This window comes from Curtobacterium sp. NPDC092190, from assembly GCF_044755625.1.
Lineage (GTDB): Bacteria > Actinomycetota > Actinomycetes > Actinomycetales > Microbacteriaceae > Curtobacterium.
Map to the genome: position 1 here is coordinate 155998 of NZ_JBIVRJ010000004.1, position 12415 is coordinate 168412.

The 12415-nt window shown below is 72.9% G+C and carries 15 protein-coding genes; 3 read left to right on the top strand and 12 right to left on the bottom strand.

All coding sequences use genetic code 11. The annotated features are described in order from the left end of the window. Nucleotides 1–27: 27 nt before the first annotated feature. Together ACIQFY_RS11330 and ACIQFY_RS11335 are read right to left on the bottom strand one after the other, a co-directional pair. Nucleotides 28–744 carry a hypothetical protein gene (locus ACIQFY_RS11330; RefSeq protein ID WP_235426401.1) on the bottom strand — a complete coding sequence of 239 codons (717 nt, stop codon included), beginning with the start codon at nt 742–744 and terminating at the stop codon, nt 28–30. 125 nt (nt 745–869) lie between these two features. Next, a complete protein-coding gene (locus tag ACIQFY_RS11335) occupies nt 870–1556 on the bottom strand; it encodes a hypothetical protein (RefSeq protein ID WP_400340118.1) in 687 nt (228 codons plus the stop codon). A 116-nt stretch (nt 1557–1672) separates the two neighbouring features. Here ACIQFY_RS11335 and ACIQFY_RS11340 point away from each other — a divergent pair, with 116 nt between their 5' ends. After that, the gene (locus tag ACIQFY_RS11340; protein ID WP_209684843.1) at nt 1673–1948 is read left to right on the top strand and encodes a hypothetical protein; all 276 of its coding nucleotides are present in this window, start codon (nt 1673–1675) and stop codon (nt 1946–1948) included. 48 nt (nt 1949–1996) lie between these two features. Here ACIQFY_RS11340 and ACIQFY_RS11345 read toward each other — a convergent pair whose 3' ends face one another. The 8 genes from ACIQFY_RS11345 to ACIQFY_RS11380 all read right to left on the bottom strand — a co-directional run bounded on the left by ACIQFY_RS11345 (nt 1997) and on the right by ACIQFY_RS11380 (nt 9189). Continuing rightward, nucleotides 1997–2524 carry a GNAT family N-acetyltransferase gene (locus ACIQFY_RS11345; RefSeq protein WP_066657295.1) on the bottom strand — a complete coding sequence of 176 codons (528 nt, stop codon included), beginning with the start codon at nt 2522–2524 and terminating at the stop codon, nt 1997–1999. A gap of 241 nt (nt 2525–2765) precedes the next feature. After that, nucleotides 2766–3869: a glycine betaine ABC transporter substrate-binding protein gene (locus ACIQFY_RS11350; protein ID WP_400340120.1), complete on the bottom strand. Its 1104-nt coding sequence runs from the start codon at nt 3867–3869 to the stop codon at nt 2766–2768. Next, nucleotides 3866–4588, bottom strand: coding sequence for an ABC transporter permease (locus ACIQFY_RS11355; RefSeq protein WP_400340383.1), 723 nt, complete (start codon nt 4586–4588; stop codon nt 3866–3868). The genes ACIQFY_RS11350 and ACIQFY_RS11355 overlap by 4 nt, the downstream gene beginning before the upstream one ends. 53 nt (nt 4589–4641) lie before the next feature. Further along, the gene (locus ACIQFY_RS11360) at nt 4642–5919 is read right to left on the bottom strand and encodes an ATP-binding cassette domain-containing protein (RefSeq protein WP_066657297.1); all 1278 of its coding nucleotides are present in this window, start codon (nt 5917–5919) and stop codon (nt 4642–4644) included. Then, nucleotides 5906–6553: an ABC transporter permease gene (locus ACIQFY_RS11365; RefSeq protein WP_066657303.1), complete on the bottom strand. Its 648-nt coding sequence runs from the start codon at nt 6551–6553 to the stop codon at nt 5906–5908. The genes ACIQFY_RS11360 and ACIQFY_RS11365 overlap by 14 nt, the downstream gene beginning before the upstream one ends. Nucleotides 6554–6851: 298 nt before the next feature. Continuing rightward, on the bottom strand, nt 6852–7472 hold the full coding sequence (locus ACIQFY_RS11370; protein ID WP_400340124.1) for a hypothetical protein: 621 nt from the start codon (nt 7470–7472) through the stop codon (nt 6852–6854). 57 nt (nt 7473–7529) lie between these two features. Then, nucleotides 7530–8408: an aminoglycoside phosphotransferase family protein gene (locus ACIQFY_RS11375; protein WP_400340126.1), complete on the bottom strand. Its 879-nt coding sequence runs from the start codon at nt 8406–8408 to the stop codon at nt 7530–7532. A gap of 115 nt (nt 8409–8523) precedes the next feature. After that, the gene (locus tag ACIQFY_RS11380; protein WP_066657319.1) at nt 8524–9189 is read right to left on the bottom strand and encodes a ScbR family autoregulator-binding transcription factor; all 666 of its coding nucleotides are present in this window, start codon (nt 9187–9189) and stop codon (nt 8524–8526) included. 79 nt (nt 9190–9268) lie between these two features. On the opposite strand from ACIQFY_RS11380, the gene ACIQFY_RS11385 reads away from it, so the two are divergent. Beyond that, nucleotides 9269–9700 carry a hypothetical protein gene (locus tag ACIQFY_RS11385; protein WP_271826586.1) on the top strand — a complete coding sequence of 144 codons (432 nt, stop codon included), beginning with the start codon at nt 9269–9271 and terminating at the stop codon, nt 9698–9700. 49 nt (nt 9701–9749) lie between these two features. Here ACIQFY_RS11385 and ACIQFY_RS11390 read toward each other — a convergent pair whose 3' ends face one another. Continuing rightward, nucleotides 9750–10901 carry a PP2C family protein-serine/threonine phosphatase gene (locus tag ACIQFY_RS11390; protein ID WP_400340128.1) on the bottom strand — a complete coding sequence of 384 codons (1152 nt, stop codon included), beginning with the start codon at nt 10899–10901 and terminating at the stop codon, nt 9750–9752. Then, the gene (locus ACIQFY_RS11395; protein WP_200884121.1) at nt 10898–11674 is read right to left on the bottom strand and encodes a ThuA domain-containing protein; all 777 of its coding nucleotides are present in this window, start codon (nt 11672–11674) and stop codon (nt 10898–10900) included. The genes ACIQFY_RS11390 and ACIQFY_RS11395 overlap by 4 nt, the downstream gene beginning before the upstream one ends. A gap of 89 nt (nt 11675–11763) precedes the next feature. Here ACIQFY_RS11395 and ACIQFY_RS11400 point away from each other — a divergent pair, with 89 nt between their 5' ends. Beyond that, complete coding sequence (locus ACIQFY_RS11400) at nt 11764–12216, top strand: DUF3817 domain-containing protein (RefSeq protein ID WP_209684836.1); 453 nt, start codon at nt 11764–11766, stop codon at nt 12214–12216. Nucleotides 12217–12415: the final 199 nt, after the last annotated feature.

Below are 12415 nucleotides of genomic sequence, written 5' to 3' on the forward strand. Positions count from 1 at the left end.
CCTAGGGACGCGCGCCCCCGCGGGCGGTCAGATGACCGTCCGACCCGCCTGCAGCGCCTCGTCGCGACGATCGAGCACGGCGTCGATGCGACTCGACGCGACGATGAGTCGCTCGGCGTCCCGGCTCACGGCCCCCGCGATCCTGGCGATGTCGTCACGGATGTGCCCCAGCGGGGCGGTGTGGATCGGCTCGTGGTGCGCGAGGCGGTTGCGGAACCGGCGGACGTCGTCGAGCAAGCGGTGCAGACCCTTGCGGCGGAGCGTGCCGCGGTGCGGGAACGCCGTCGTCAGGCGCGGTTGCCAGAGCACGGTCTCGTAGCTGAGGGTCGGGTGGCGAGGCACCCCGGCGTCGGTCAACCCGACCCAGAACCCGAAGCTCGTCGCGGCGACGACCTGGTCGGCGGTCGGTCGGGCGAAGCCTCGTCGCATCAGCGTGTCCGTGGCACCGTCGACGGCGCGGCGCTCTCGCGGCATGAGGTGCACCGCTTCGTCGTTCCACCAGTCGTCGTTCCGTCCAGCACGCAGGGCGTCGTGCATCGCGTTCCGCACGGCGACCTCGAGCACGGCGATCGGACCCCAGAACGCGGCGGTCATCTCGATGTTCCAGGCGTAGAGCCGGAGAGCGCCAGCTCGATCACCGTCGCACGCGGCGAGGTAGGGGCACAGACGGGCAGCGCTGAAGAGGCGCGGGAGGCCCGCGAGTGCGGCGATGTCCAGCGCATCGACGGCTGCCCGACCGGTCACATCAACTCCCCCGGAGACGACGATCGCCCCAGGAGTCCGGCGGTGCCGAATGGTCCTGGGGCGTTACACCTCTACCGTAGACGAACCTCGGTGGTACATCAAGTACCAGTCCTGCGCTCCCGTCGTCAGGGGCGCGCGGTGTCCGCGTCGGCGGGATCCGTACCGTCCTCGGCGGCGTCGCCCTCGTCGGGCTCGTCCGCGTCGGCCGACGTCGCGACCGGGGCCTCGGCGCCCGCCGGGTGCTCCGCGAGCAGCGCCGCGAAGTCCTCGTCGAGCATCTGCTGCAGACGTTCGTCGCGGCCGATCTCGTAGTCCTCGGTCGGGCGCTGCGCCCACCCGAGACGTCCGACGACGGTCGTGCCGATGTCGTCCCATGCCCGGGCACGGGCCTGCAGCACGATGCGGTCGACGAAGCCCTGGTCGTCGCGCCGCCGGTCGAGCATGGCGGCGAGCTGCTCGTAGGTGGCCTCGCGCGTGCGGAGCTTCAGGTCGTCGCCGCGCTTGTAGTCGTGCTGGTGCTGCGAGCGCCCCCGCTTGTTGCTCGACGTGGACCGGATCTCCCGCATGCGGGCGGCGTCCCCGCGCTGCTCCTCGGCCATGCGGTGCAGTTCCTCGCGGGTGGCCTCGGCGATGACGGCGTGGTCGAAGTACCCCTGGTCGCGGAGGGCGTTCGTGATGATCCGGTTCGCCACCGCGACGGTGACGGCGGCCCTGGCGATGAGGAAGCCCTCGTCGACGGCCCGCTTCAGCTCCACCTGGCTGACCGGGCGGTCGCGAACGTCGTTCCTGGGGCGTCGTCCGAACAGGGCCATGCTCCGACGATACCGGCGTGCGGCCGTCCGTCCGCAGGAGGTCCGTCCCCGGGAGGACCCGCGGTCACACCACCGGGGGACGCGCCGCGGCAGCAGGACCCCGTAGCGTCGGGGACATGACCACCGTGCAGCACACCCCTCGGACCGGCCTCGGCACCGCGAGCCTCGTGCTCGGGGTCTGCTCGCTGCTCGCCGGGTGGACCTTCTTCGCCCCCGTCGTCGGCCTGTGCCTCGGGATCGCCTCCCGCAGTCGTGAGCCGATGGCCCGTGGCCGAGCGGGGTGGGGCATCCTCCTCAACCTCGTCGCGCTGGCGGTCTGGATCGTGGTCGGCGTGCTGCTCCTGCTCGGCGGCGCGTTCGCCGTGTGGGCGGGCGTGTCCCAGGGCCGCTGACGCAGCGTTCGTCCCGCCGGGGGCCCGGCGGAGCACCGCCGAGGACCGTCAGGTCAACAGCCCGTACACCGCCACGTCGACCCGTCGGGGCCCGAGCGGGAGCGCGCTGCGCAGCGTCCCCTCGTGCACGAACCCGAGCCGCTCGGCCAGCGCCCGGCTCCGGGCGTTGTCGACGCCGGTGCGGACCTCCACCCGGGCACTCCCCCGCTCGCGCGCGACCTCGAGCAGTGCAGAAGCGGCCCGTCGGACGATGCCGCGCCCCTCGTACCGCTCGTCGATCCAGTAGCCGAGCGACGCCTGGCCCAGGTACGGGTCGAGCGCGAGCGACACCGAGCCGACGATGCTCCCGTCCACCCGGACGACGCACGGCACCGCCCGGTCCATCGCGTACTGCCCGAGCAGCTGCTCCGTGTGCAGGACGAGCGAGTCCCGGGAGACCGGCGCCCAGGCCCACGGTTCCGCGGCCCGGAGGCGTGCGAGGTTGGCCTGCACCAGGTCGTGGACGGCGTCGACGGTGCTCAGGTCGCGCAGCGTGAGCGTGCACCCGTCGCCGAGGTCCCGTCCCGAAGCCGCCACGCGTCCGAGACTATGCACGCGGCGTGCGCGCCGTCCGGAGCCGGCCGCGCGGACACGCAGACACGCGGACACGCGGCCACGCGGCCACGCGGCCACGCGGCCACGCGGCCACGCGATGCAGCCCGTCCGGAGCTCGGGAGCAGCGACGCGACCCCGCGGACGACGGGAGGCGCGGTGCCCACCGGCACCGCGCCTCCCGTCCGACAGGTCACCCGGTTCGCCCGGACGACCGAGTCACCCGTCAGGGCGCCGTGATGAAGCCCTTGTCCACCATCCAGTCGAAGGCGACGTCCGCCGGCTCGCGGCCCTCGACGTCGACCTGGCGGTTCAGCTCCTGCAGCGCCTCGTCGGTGAGCTCCGGCGAGATCTGGTCGTACACGTCACGGAGCTGCGGGTACTCCTCGAGCGTCTCGGAGTCGATCACGGGTGCGACGTTGTACGCCGGGAAGAACCCGCGGTCGTCCTCGAGCACGGTCAGGCCGAGCGACTTGATGCGGCCGTCGGTCGTGAAGACCTCGCCGAAGTTGCACTTGCCCCGGTCGGTCGCGGTGTAGACCGTGCCGGTGTCGAGGATGCTGACGTTCGACGTCGGCACGCCGTTCTCGCCGGACCCGCCGAGCTCCAGGCCGTACTTCTCGAGCATCGGCTTGAAGCCGTCCGCACGCGAGTTGAACTCCGACTCGACGCAGAAGGTCCGCTGGTCGACCGGCAGCTTCGTGATGTCCGACAGCGTCTTCACGTCGTCGAGCTCGGACACCGCCTCGTCGCGCACGGCGAACGCGTAGGTGTTGTTCATCGGCGCCGGTTCGAGCCAGGTCAGCCCGTTGCCGGCGTCCTCGTCCTTGACCGCCTGCCACTGCTCGGTCTTGTCGGGGATCCCCTGCTCGTGCGCCATGAACGTCAGCCAGGCGGTACCCGTGTACTCGTACGTGAAGTCCGCGCCGTGCGAGGTCATCAGCTCGCGCACCGCGACGGACCCCGGCACGTTCGTCTCGTCGGTGACGTCGAACCCGGCCGCCTTGGCGGCGAGGACGGCGATCTTGCCGAGGACGAGCTGCTCCGTGAAGTTCTTCGACGTCACGGTCAGCTTCGCGTCGTCCGGCAGGTCGTCGATCCGCTGGATCGATCCCGGCGCGGCACCCGGTACGAAGGACGCGGCCGGCTGCAGGCCGCAGCCGGTCAGGACGAGGGCGCTCGCCCCCGCGACGGCGGCGGCGGCCACCCAGCGGCGACCGGTGGACGGACGGGAGGCGCGGCGGGCGCCCGTCCCGTCGGAGCGGCGGGCGCGACGTGCGCCCTGCTCGCGGGTCGTCTCGTCGGCGTGCGTCGTGTCGTCGGGCGTCATCGGAGTCCCTTCGGTCGTGCGACCGTCTCGACCACGCGGCCGATCCAGTCGATGGTCAGGGCGAGGAGCGCCACCAGGAGCGCTCCGGAGACGAGCACCTTCGGCAGGAACAGGTTCACGCCCGTGGTGATGAGGAGCCCGAGGCCACCCGCGCCGACGAAGGTCGCCAGGCTCGCGGTGCCGACGAGCAGCACCAGGGCCGTCCGGATGCCGGAGAGCATGACCGGGACCGCCAGCGGCAGTTCGACCTTGAGCAGCACGCTGAGGGCGCTCATGCCCATGCCGCGGCCGGCCTCGACGAGCCGGTCGTCGACGCTCTGCACACCGAGCATGGTGTTCCGGAGCACCGGCAGGATCGCGTAGAGCACGAGGGCGACGACCGCCGACCAGCTGTTCAGGCCGAGCCAGGCCGCGAGCAGCACGATGAGCCCGACCGCGGGGGCCGCCTGTCCGAAGTTCGCGACGGCGATGACCGTGGTGCTCGCCCGCCGGAAGGGCCCGCGGGTGAGCAGGACCCCGAGCGGGATGCCGATCACGAGCACGAGCACGGTGGCCTGGAGCGTCAGGACGAGGTGCTGTCCGGTGAGCTCGAGGATGCCCGACGGGTTGAGGGTCGAACGCTCGGTGGCACTGAGGTCCGCGGTGTTCAGCCAGAGGACCCAGGCGGCCAGGACCACCAGGATCGCGATCGGCTGGACGAGCAGGCCCTTCCAGGGGATGCGCTGCGCGGTGCCCGGGCCGGCTGCGGCGGGCGCGTCGGTCGCGACGGCGGTCACAGGTCCTCCCCGGACGTCGCGACCGTCGGGGCCACGGGCGAGGACGGCAGGGTCTCGATCGGGTTCGTGTTCGTACCGACCGGCGTGTACGCCTGCTCGTCCGCGGCGGCCGCACGGGACCGGGTGATGGCCTCCATGACGGTCTCGACGGTGATGACGCCGCGGAAGGCGTCACGGCGCCCGGTGACGAGCGCGGCACCGGCGCTCGAGACGAGCATGGTGTCGAGCGCGTCGTTGAGCGTCGCCCCCTCGCCCACGACGGGCAGGGCGGGGTCGATGCCCTCCGGGATGCGGTCGAGGCGTTCGAGCTGCCGCCGGGACGGCCACCCGATCGGGCGCTGACGGCGGTCGACCACGACGGCGTGCCCGTGCCGTCCGGCCTCGTCCATGCGCTGCAGGACGGCCTTCGCCTCCTCGCCCGGCGAGCAGGTCACGGCGTCGACGACGTCGACGTCCCGCACGCGGTTGAGGGTCAGCTGCTTGAGGCCGGCGCCGGAGCCGATGAAGTTCTCCACGAACTCGTTCGCCGGTTCGGCCAGGATCCGCTCCGGGGTGTCGTACTGCACGATGTGCGCACCCTCGGTGAAGATCACGATCCAGTCGCCGAGCTTCACGGCCTCGTCGAAGTCGTGGCTGACGATGACGATCGTCTTGTGCAGTTCCTCCTGGATGCGCAGGAGCTCGTCCTGCAGGCGCTGCCGGGTGATCGGGTCGACGGCGCCGAACGGCTCGTCCATGAGCAGGACGGGCGGGTCCGCGGCGAGCGCCCGGGCGACACCGACGCGCTGCTGCTGGCCGCCGGAGAGCTCGCGGGGGAAGCGGTCGCGGTAGGTGGCCGGGTCGAGCGAGACCAGGTCGAGGAGCTCGTCGACGCGGGCGGCGATCTTCTCCTTCGACCAGCCGAGCATCTTCGGGACGATCCCGATGTTCGCCGCGACGGTCATGTGCGGGAAGAGGCCGCCGGCCTGGATGACGTAGCCCATGCGTCGGCGGAGCTCGTCGGCGTCGATGCCGGTGACGTCCTCGTCCCCGACGACGATGCGGCCCTCGGTGGGTTCGATGAGCCGGTTGATCATCTTCAGCGTGGTGGTCTTGCCGCAGCCGGACGGGCCGACGAGCATGACGATCTTGCCGGCCGGGATCTCGAGCGTGATGCCGTCGACGGCGGGCTTCTGCTGGCCCGGGTACCGCTTGGTGACCTCGTCGAGCAGGATGCTGCGGCCGGTGACGTCGCCCTCGGGGGCGGTGGTGGTGGCGGAGTCAGTGCTGGACACGGATACCTCTCGGGGTGGTCAGGCGGCCGAGGCCGATGAGGAGCAGGTCGAGGACGAGGGCGAGCAGGACGACCCCGACCACCCCGACGACGACGGAGTTCAGGGCGTTGGCGCCGCCGAGGCGGGACAGGCCGGAGAAGATGAAGCCACCGAGGCCGGGGCCGAGCGCGTAGGCGGCGATCGCGGCGATGCCCATCACCATCTGCGCGGACACCCGCACGCCGCTCAGGATGATCGGCCACGCCATCGGCAGTTCGACCTGCAGCAGGGTGCGCATCCGGCTCATGCCGATCCCCCGCGCCGACTCGACGACCGTCGGCGGGATCTCGGCGAGGCCGACCACCGCGTTCCGCAGGATCGGCAGCGTGGCGAAGAACACGACCGTGACGACGGACGGCACGACGCCGAACCCGAGCGGCACGATGAGCAGACCGATCACGGCGAACGACGGCAGGGTCAGCCCGACGGCGGACACCCCGTTCGCGATCGAGGTCAGCTGCGGACTGCGGTAGACGAGTGCTGCGAGCACCACGGCGATGAGCGTGGCGAGCACGGTGCACTGGACGACCAGTGAGAAGTGCTGCCACGACGAGAACCAGATCTGGTCCCATCGCTCCACGACGTACTGGAACACGGTTGGGCGCCCCTCCCTGGTCGGCCGAACGCCCCACCGGACGGGGCACGAACTCGACCGACCGTACGCAGGGGTCGGGGTACTTGACCAACGGCAAACGTCCGATCCGTGCAGTTCCTGCAATTTCGCGCAGGAAGAAACCCCAGTTCAGCGGGCGAGGGAGCGGTGTCACCTGGGAGAACGGTAACGATGTCGAGCAGCGGTCGGCTACTGCGGGATCCTGCCCGCAGCGGGGACGACCCGCCGCACGGGGTACGACGGGTCGTCCGGTGGGACCCGGGACGGTCCGGCTCCCCGATCAGGCCGGCAGGGGGACGCGTCGGGCGGCGACCCGCTCGGCCTCGTGCACGGCGACCCGCTCCGCGGTGAGGAGCAGCGACGCGACCTCGGCAGCGCTCCGCCCGGGCCGGTCGTTCCAGGTGGTGAGGTCGCGGACCCGGGCCATCCGGACGTCCGGCGCCGGGCACCAGACCACCGACTGCCCCTCGTCGGCGGCCAGGGCGTGCCACACCAGGTCGAGGGCCCGCTGCACCGGCTGCGAGTGCACGACCTGCGGGCCACCCGCCGCCGAGACGACGGCCCCCACCAGGCAGGCGGCGACGAGCGGTCGGCCCTGGGCGGCGAGCGCCGCAGCACTCGACGCCTTGCGCAGGCGTCCGTGCTCGTCGAGGTAGGCGAACCAGGAGTGTTGGATCCACCCCTGCTCGACGACGCCCCGTGCGCCGCTGAGCAGCCGTTGCAGGTCGTCGAGCTCGTGCAGGTGGGCGACCAGCCGTCGGTCGCGGGCTGCCGCGCGCCGGACGGCCAGGCGGTCGAGCAGACCGCGGAGACCGGTGCGACGGACGGCGTCGGGTCGGGCGGACGGGGCGGGAGAGGCGTCGGTGTCGACGTCGTGCGGGACGCGGAACTCGAGGGTCATCAGGCCCCTCCGATCTCCAGTGCACGGACAGGTGAGGGAACGGTAACCCCTGCGGGCTCAGCCGTCCAGCACCGCGTCGATCGCCCGGGCCGCGACCGTCCGGAACGCGTCGTCGTCCGTCACGGCGAGCGCCGACGCGATCGACACGGCCCACCCGCGCGCCCGGGTCCAGGTGGCGGGGTGCGCGTCGACGAGCGACGCGAACGTCCGCCCACCGGCGTCGTCGAGCGTCAACCACCGGGTGGCGAGGTCGACCGCCGGGTCGCCCGCGGTCAGGTCACCGAAGTCGACCACGGCCGACAGGCGTCGGTCACCGAGCGGCGTCGGCTCGACGAGCAGGTTGAACGGGTGCAGGTCACCGTGCACCCAGACGGGAGGCCCGACGTGCGTCGGCGCACCGGCAGCGGTCCGCCAGAGCGTGGCCAGCTCCACGGCGCGGGGCACGTCGTCCGTCGCCAGTCGCGTCGTCACGGCCTCGCTCCGCGTCGCGAGCGGGACGGCGCGGACCGGGTTCGCGGGGGCGTCCGCCGGTGCCGGCACGTGCAGGCGGGTCACGACGGCGGCGAGGTCCCGTGCCACCCGGACGCCCTGGGCCTGCTCACCCGCCGGTCGCCCGGGCAACCACGGCACGATGCTCCACGCCCAGGGGTAGCCGAGCGCGGGACGGCCGGTGCGCACGGGCTCCGGGACGGGTGCGGCGTCCCCCACCAGCGCAGCGATCGTCGGCAGCCACCGCTGCTCGTGCTCGACGAGGGTGGCGGCCGCGGCGCGGCGGGGCAGCCGCACGGCGAGGGCGTCACCGGCACGGACCACGACGTTGTCCCACCCGCTCGCCACGACCCGCAGGGGCAGGTCGGCGAGGTCCGGGTGCTGGTCACGGAGCAGTGCGACGACCAGCTCGACGTCGACGTGGAACTCGGCCGCCGGGGTGCCCATCGGGCCAGGGTACGACGTCGTCGTCATCCCCGCGAAGTGGGGCTGCTGCGGAAACGTACTCCTTGGTATCCTCCAAGAGAAGCGACGTGGGTGTCCCTGGGGGGACCCGCGTCGCTCAGACCTCCCCGGGGCCCTCCGGCCGGATGATCGCCACGAGTCGGGGCACCTCGGCCCGGGTCCGTTCGGTCGCCATCGCCGACAGCAGCATCGTCCAGAGCTCCTGCAGCCGGTCGTACAGGTCCGCCCGGTCGTGCAGCATGTCCGACACCATCTGCACACCGGCGACGGCGGGGCTCACGACGTGCCCGACGAGCTCCGGGTCCCACGACGGGTCGACCTCGCCGACCTCGATCGCCCGGCGGATGATGTCGGCCGTGTGGTCCACCCAGCGGCCGAACGGGTGCTCGCGCGGGATCTCCCGGGCGTTCGGGTCCGCGGCGAGCCGGAGCCCGGCACGCACCACGACCTCCCGCGTCATCTGCGTCGCCACGCCCTGCGACATCCACATCAGGGACTCCAGCGGCGATGCCGAACGCGTGGCGGCGACCTCCGCGTAGTGCCGGGAGATCTCGTCCTGCCGGGCGATCACCGCGCTGGCGATGTCGGCCTTCGACCGGAAGTGGAAGTACAGCGCCCCCTTGGTCATGCCGGCACGCTCGGCGACGCCGTCCATCGACGCGCCGAGGTAGCCGCGCTCGTCGAACTCGGCCGCCGCGGCCTCGATGAGGGCCGCGCGCGTCGCCACCGCCCGCTCCTGCCTGATCCGGCCGTCCTGCGCCATGTGCTCGATGGTAGCCAGCCGGCCCTGCCCGGAGGAGGCCCTCAGGGGACCCCCCGAGCGCTGCCGTACCGTGACCGGCATGGACGGATGGCGGGACCCGCGGCGCTGGGTACGGGTGGGACGGTGGCTGCTGCTGCCGATCGCCGTGCTCGACTGGGTGGCCCTCACCCCGCAACCGGTCGTCGTCATCGCCTTCCTGCTCGCCGTGGCCGGCATGGCCGGCATGGCGGCAGCCCTCGTCGTGCGGATGCTGCACCGGTCCCGTGGCGCGATGGCGGGCCTCGGCGTGGTGCTCCTCCTCGGGGGACTCGTGGTCCTCGGGCTCGACCCCTTCCCCGGCACGGTGCCGTTCCTCGACCCGTGGTGGCCGGACGCGATCACGCAGCCGCAGGTCGTCGGCAGCGCCTACTGGAAGACCGCCGGCCTCGGGGTCGAGCTCGCCGGCTTCGCGCTCCTGGCCACGCTGCTCGTCGCGGCCGCCACCGGACGACCGGCGCCCCGCGGCCGCTGACGCCGCAGCACGTCCACCCGGAGGGGCACCCGCCCCCGGCTCCGCGCGGTCAGGTGCGGGTGAGCACCACGACGGCGACGTCCGCGCCGTCGCCACCGACGGGGACGAGCGACCGGACGTGCGCGACGAGGTCCTCGGGGTGCTCCACCGCGAGCGCTCCGAGCCCCTGCACGTCCCCGACGCCGTCGAGCGCCAGCGCGCCGTCGGTCGCCAGCACCACGCGGTCCCCCGGCCCGAGGTCCAGCGCGCCGACCGTGCGCGGCACCGTGTCCGGCTGCAGGCCGATCGGCAGGTCCGACGGCCGCAGCGCGGCCACCGTCCCGTCGGCCCGCACGAGCAGCGCCGGACCGTGCCCGGCGTCCACCCACTCGGCGTGACCCGTCGTCGGGTCGAGGCGCACGTGCAGGAGCGACCCGACGGCACCGCCGGCCGACAGGTCGGGGGCGAGCTGCGCCTCCAGGCCGGCGAGCGCGTCGTGCAGCGGCAGGTCCGTGCGGGCGACGACGGCGGCACGGACCGACGCCGCGAGGAGCGCCGAGGCCCGGCCGCCCGCGGTGACCGTGCCGATCGTGGCCTGGACGGACCCGTCCGCGGCGGTGCGCCAGTCGACCAGGTCGCCCCCGTCCTCGTCCGGCTCGAGGAACCCGTCGACCGCGGCTCCCCCGGTCGTGACCGGGTCGGGCACGAGCCCGGTGAGGACACGTCGTACCCGGCCCCGCTCGATCGAGTGGCCGAGCTCGCGCTCCGCCCACCGGGCGAGGTCCCCGAGGAGCGCGAGGTCCTCGTCGGAGAACACCCGCGGCTGCGCGTCCATCACGCACAGCGTCCCGACCCGCGTGCCGTCGGACATCGTCAGCGGTGCGCCGGCGTAGAACCGGACCCCGTACTCGGTCACGGCGGGCGTGTCGGCGAAGCGGAGGTCGAGGAGCGTGTCCGGGACGACCATCGGCTCGGGGGTGAGCACCGTCGTCGCGCAGAACTGCCCGGTCGCCGGCACGCTCGTGCCCTGCTGGAACCCGAACGTCGACTGCGTGGTGACGAGGTCGTGGTGGACGAGGTTGAGGAAGGTCAGCGGGACGCCGAACGCCTCGTGCGTCATGCGGGTGATGCGGTCGAAGCGCTCCTCGGGCCCTGATCCGAGTACCTCGAGCGCCTCGATCACCGCAGTGCGGCGGGCCGCACCGTCGAGATGGTTGGTCACCCCTCCTGTGTACCCGCACCACCGGCGAGGAACCAGTCCCGCGGGTGGGGGTCAGCCGTCAGCTCGCGTCGCTCGGACACCGGGGCCGCCCAGGCCGCCGCGTTCGCGAGCACCCGCTGGATGTCCGGGTGGTGGTAGACGGGGTACTCCTGGTCGCCCGGCGAGAAGTAGAAGACCCGGCCGAGTCCCCGGCGGTAGGCGACACCGGAGCGGAAGACCTCGCCGCCGGCGAAGGTCGACAGGAAGACCTCCTCGTCGGGGCGCGGGATGTCGAAGTACTCGCCGTACATCTCCTGGCGGTCGATGACGATCGGGTGCGGGACGCCGGCGGCGATCGGGTGCTCGGGTGCGATCGTCCAGACGAGCTCGCGCTCTCCGTCGTTCCGCCACTTCAGCGAGCACGTCGTGCCCATCAGCCGGGTGAACGGCTTCGAGTAGTGCCCCGAGTGCAGGACGACCAGGCCCATCCCGGCGTGCACGGCCTCGACCACGCGGGTGACGACCTCGTCCGACACGTCCTGGTGCGCGACGTGTCCCCACCAGAACAGCACGTCCGTCTCCGCCAGGCGCTCGGCGGTCAGACCGTGCTCGGGCTCCTGCAGCGTGGCGGTGCCCACCGATGCCTCGGGGTGGTGCTCCCGGAGCGCGGCGGCGATCACGGTGTGCATGCCGTCGGGGTAGTGCCCGAGCACGGTCGCGTCACCGCGGCTCTCGTGCACGTTCTCGTTCCAGACGACGATGTTCAGGGGACGGCTCTCGGTCGGCGCTGACATGCCCCCGACGCTACCCGCTCCCCTGGTCGAATCGATACGACCGGCGGTGTGTCGGGGGTTCTCCCGGACGGGTGCGCGACCATGTCGGCATGACCCCTCGCTCCCTGTTCCGTGCCGCCGCGGTGGCCGAACTCGTGACCTGGACACTGCTGATCGCCGGGATGGTGCTGAAGTACGGGCTGGACGCCGGCGACCTGGGCGTGCGCATCGGCGGGAGCATCCACGGGTTCGTGTTCCTGGCGTACCTCGTGGTGACGACGGTCGTCGCTGTGAACCAGCGCTGGTCGGTCGGGGCGCTCGTGCTCGGGTGGGCGAGCGCCGTCGTGCCGTACGCGACCGTGCCGTTCGAGGTCGCGGTCGCCCGGCGCGGCATGCTCGAGGGCCCCTGGCGACGGACCGCCGACGAGCGGTCCGGGGTCTGGGACCGCCTGCTCTTCTTCGTGGTGCGTCGGCCCGGGGTGTCGGTGGCGATCGGGGTCGTGGCGGTCGCGCTGGTGTTCTCGGCGCTGCTGGTCGTCGGTCCCCCGGTCCCGAAGGGCTGACGCGGCGGGCCCGGCGCGTGCGGCGCGGCGCGGCGCGCGGCCTCCGCTGAGCGGGCAGGACATGCCGCTCACGTCCGCCGTACGAGCGAGAACCGTCGCCGAGGACCGCCGAGCGTGACGGATCTGGCCCGCTCGGACACACCGGACGGTCGGCTGCCGTGCTCGCACCGCCGTGCGTCGAGCGGGCGGGACATGCTGC

Bases quoted from the DNA above. Each gene is read 5' to 3' on its own strand.
- ACIQFY_RS11370 (WP_400340124.1), bottom strand. From the start codon at position 7,472: ATGACCCTCGAGTTCCGCGTCCCGCACGACGTCGACACCGACGCCTCT.
- ACIQFY_RS11380 (WP_066657319.1), bottom strand. From the start codon at position 9,189: ATGGCGCAGGACGGCCGGATCAGGCAGGAGCGGGCGGTGGCGACGCGC.
- ACIQFY_RS11385 (WP_271826586.1), top strand. From the start codon at position 9,269: ATGGACGGATGGCGGGACCCGCGGCGCTGGGTACGGGTGGGACGGTGG.
- ACIQFY_RS11350 (WP_400340120.1), bottom strand. From the start codon at position 3,869: ATGACGCCCGACGACACGACGCACGCCGACGAGACGACCCGCGAGCAG.
- ACIQFY_RS11400 (WP_209684836.1), top strand. From the start codon at position 11,764: ATGACCCCTCGCTCCCTGTTCCGTGCCGCCGCGGTGGCCGAACTCGTG.
- ACIQFY_RS11395 (WP_200884121.1), bottom strand. From the start codon at position 11,674: ATGTCAGCGCCGACCGAGAGCCGTCCCCTGAACATCGTCGTCTGGAAC.
- ACIQFY_RS11340 (WP_209684843.1), top strand. From the start codon at position 1,673: ATGACCACCGTGCAGCACACCCCTCGGACCGGCCTCGGCACCGCGAGC.
- ACIQFY_RS11375 (WP_400340126.1), bottom strand. From the start codon at position 8,408: ATGGGCACCCCGGCGGCCGAGTTCCACGTCGACGTCGAGCTGGTCGTC.
- ACIQFY_RS11335 (WP_400340118.1), bottom strand. From the start codon at position 1,556: ATGGCCCTGTTCGGACGACGCCCCAGGAACGACGTTCGCGACCGCCCG.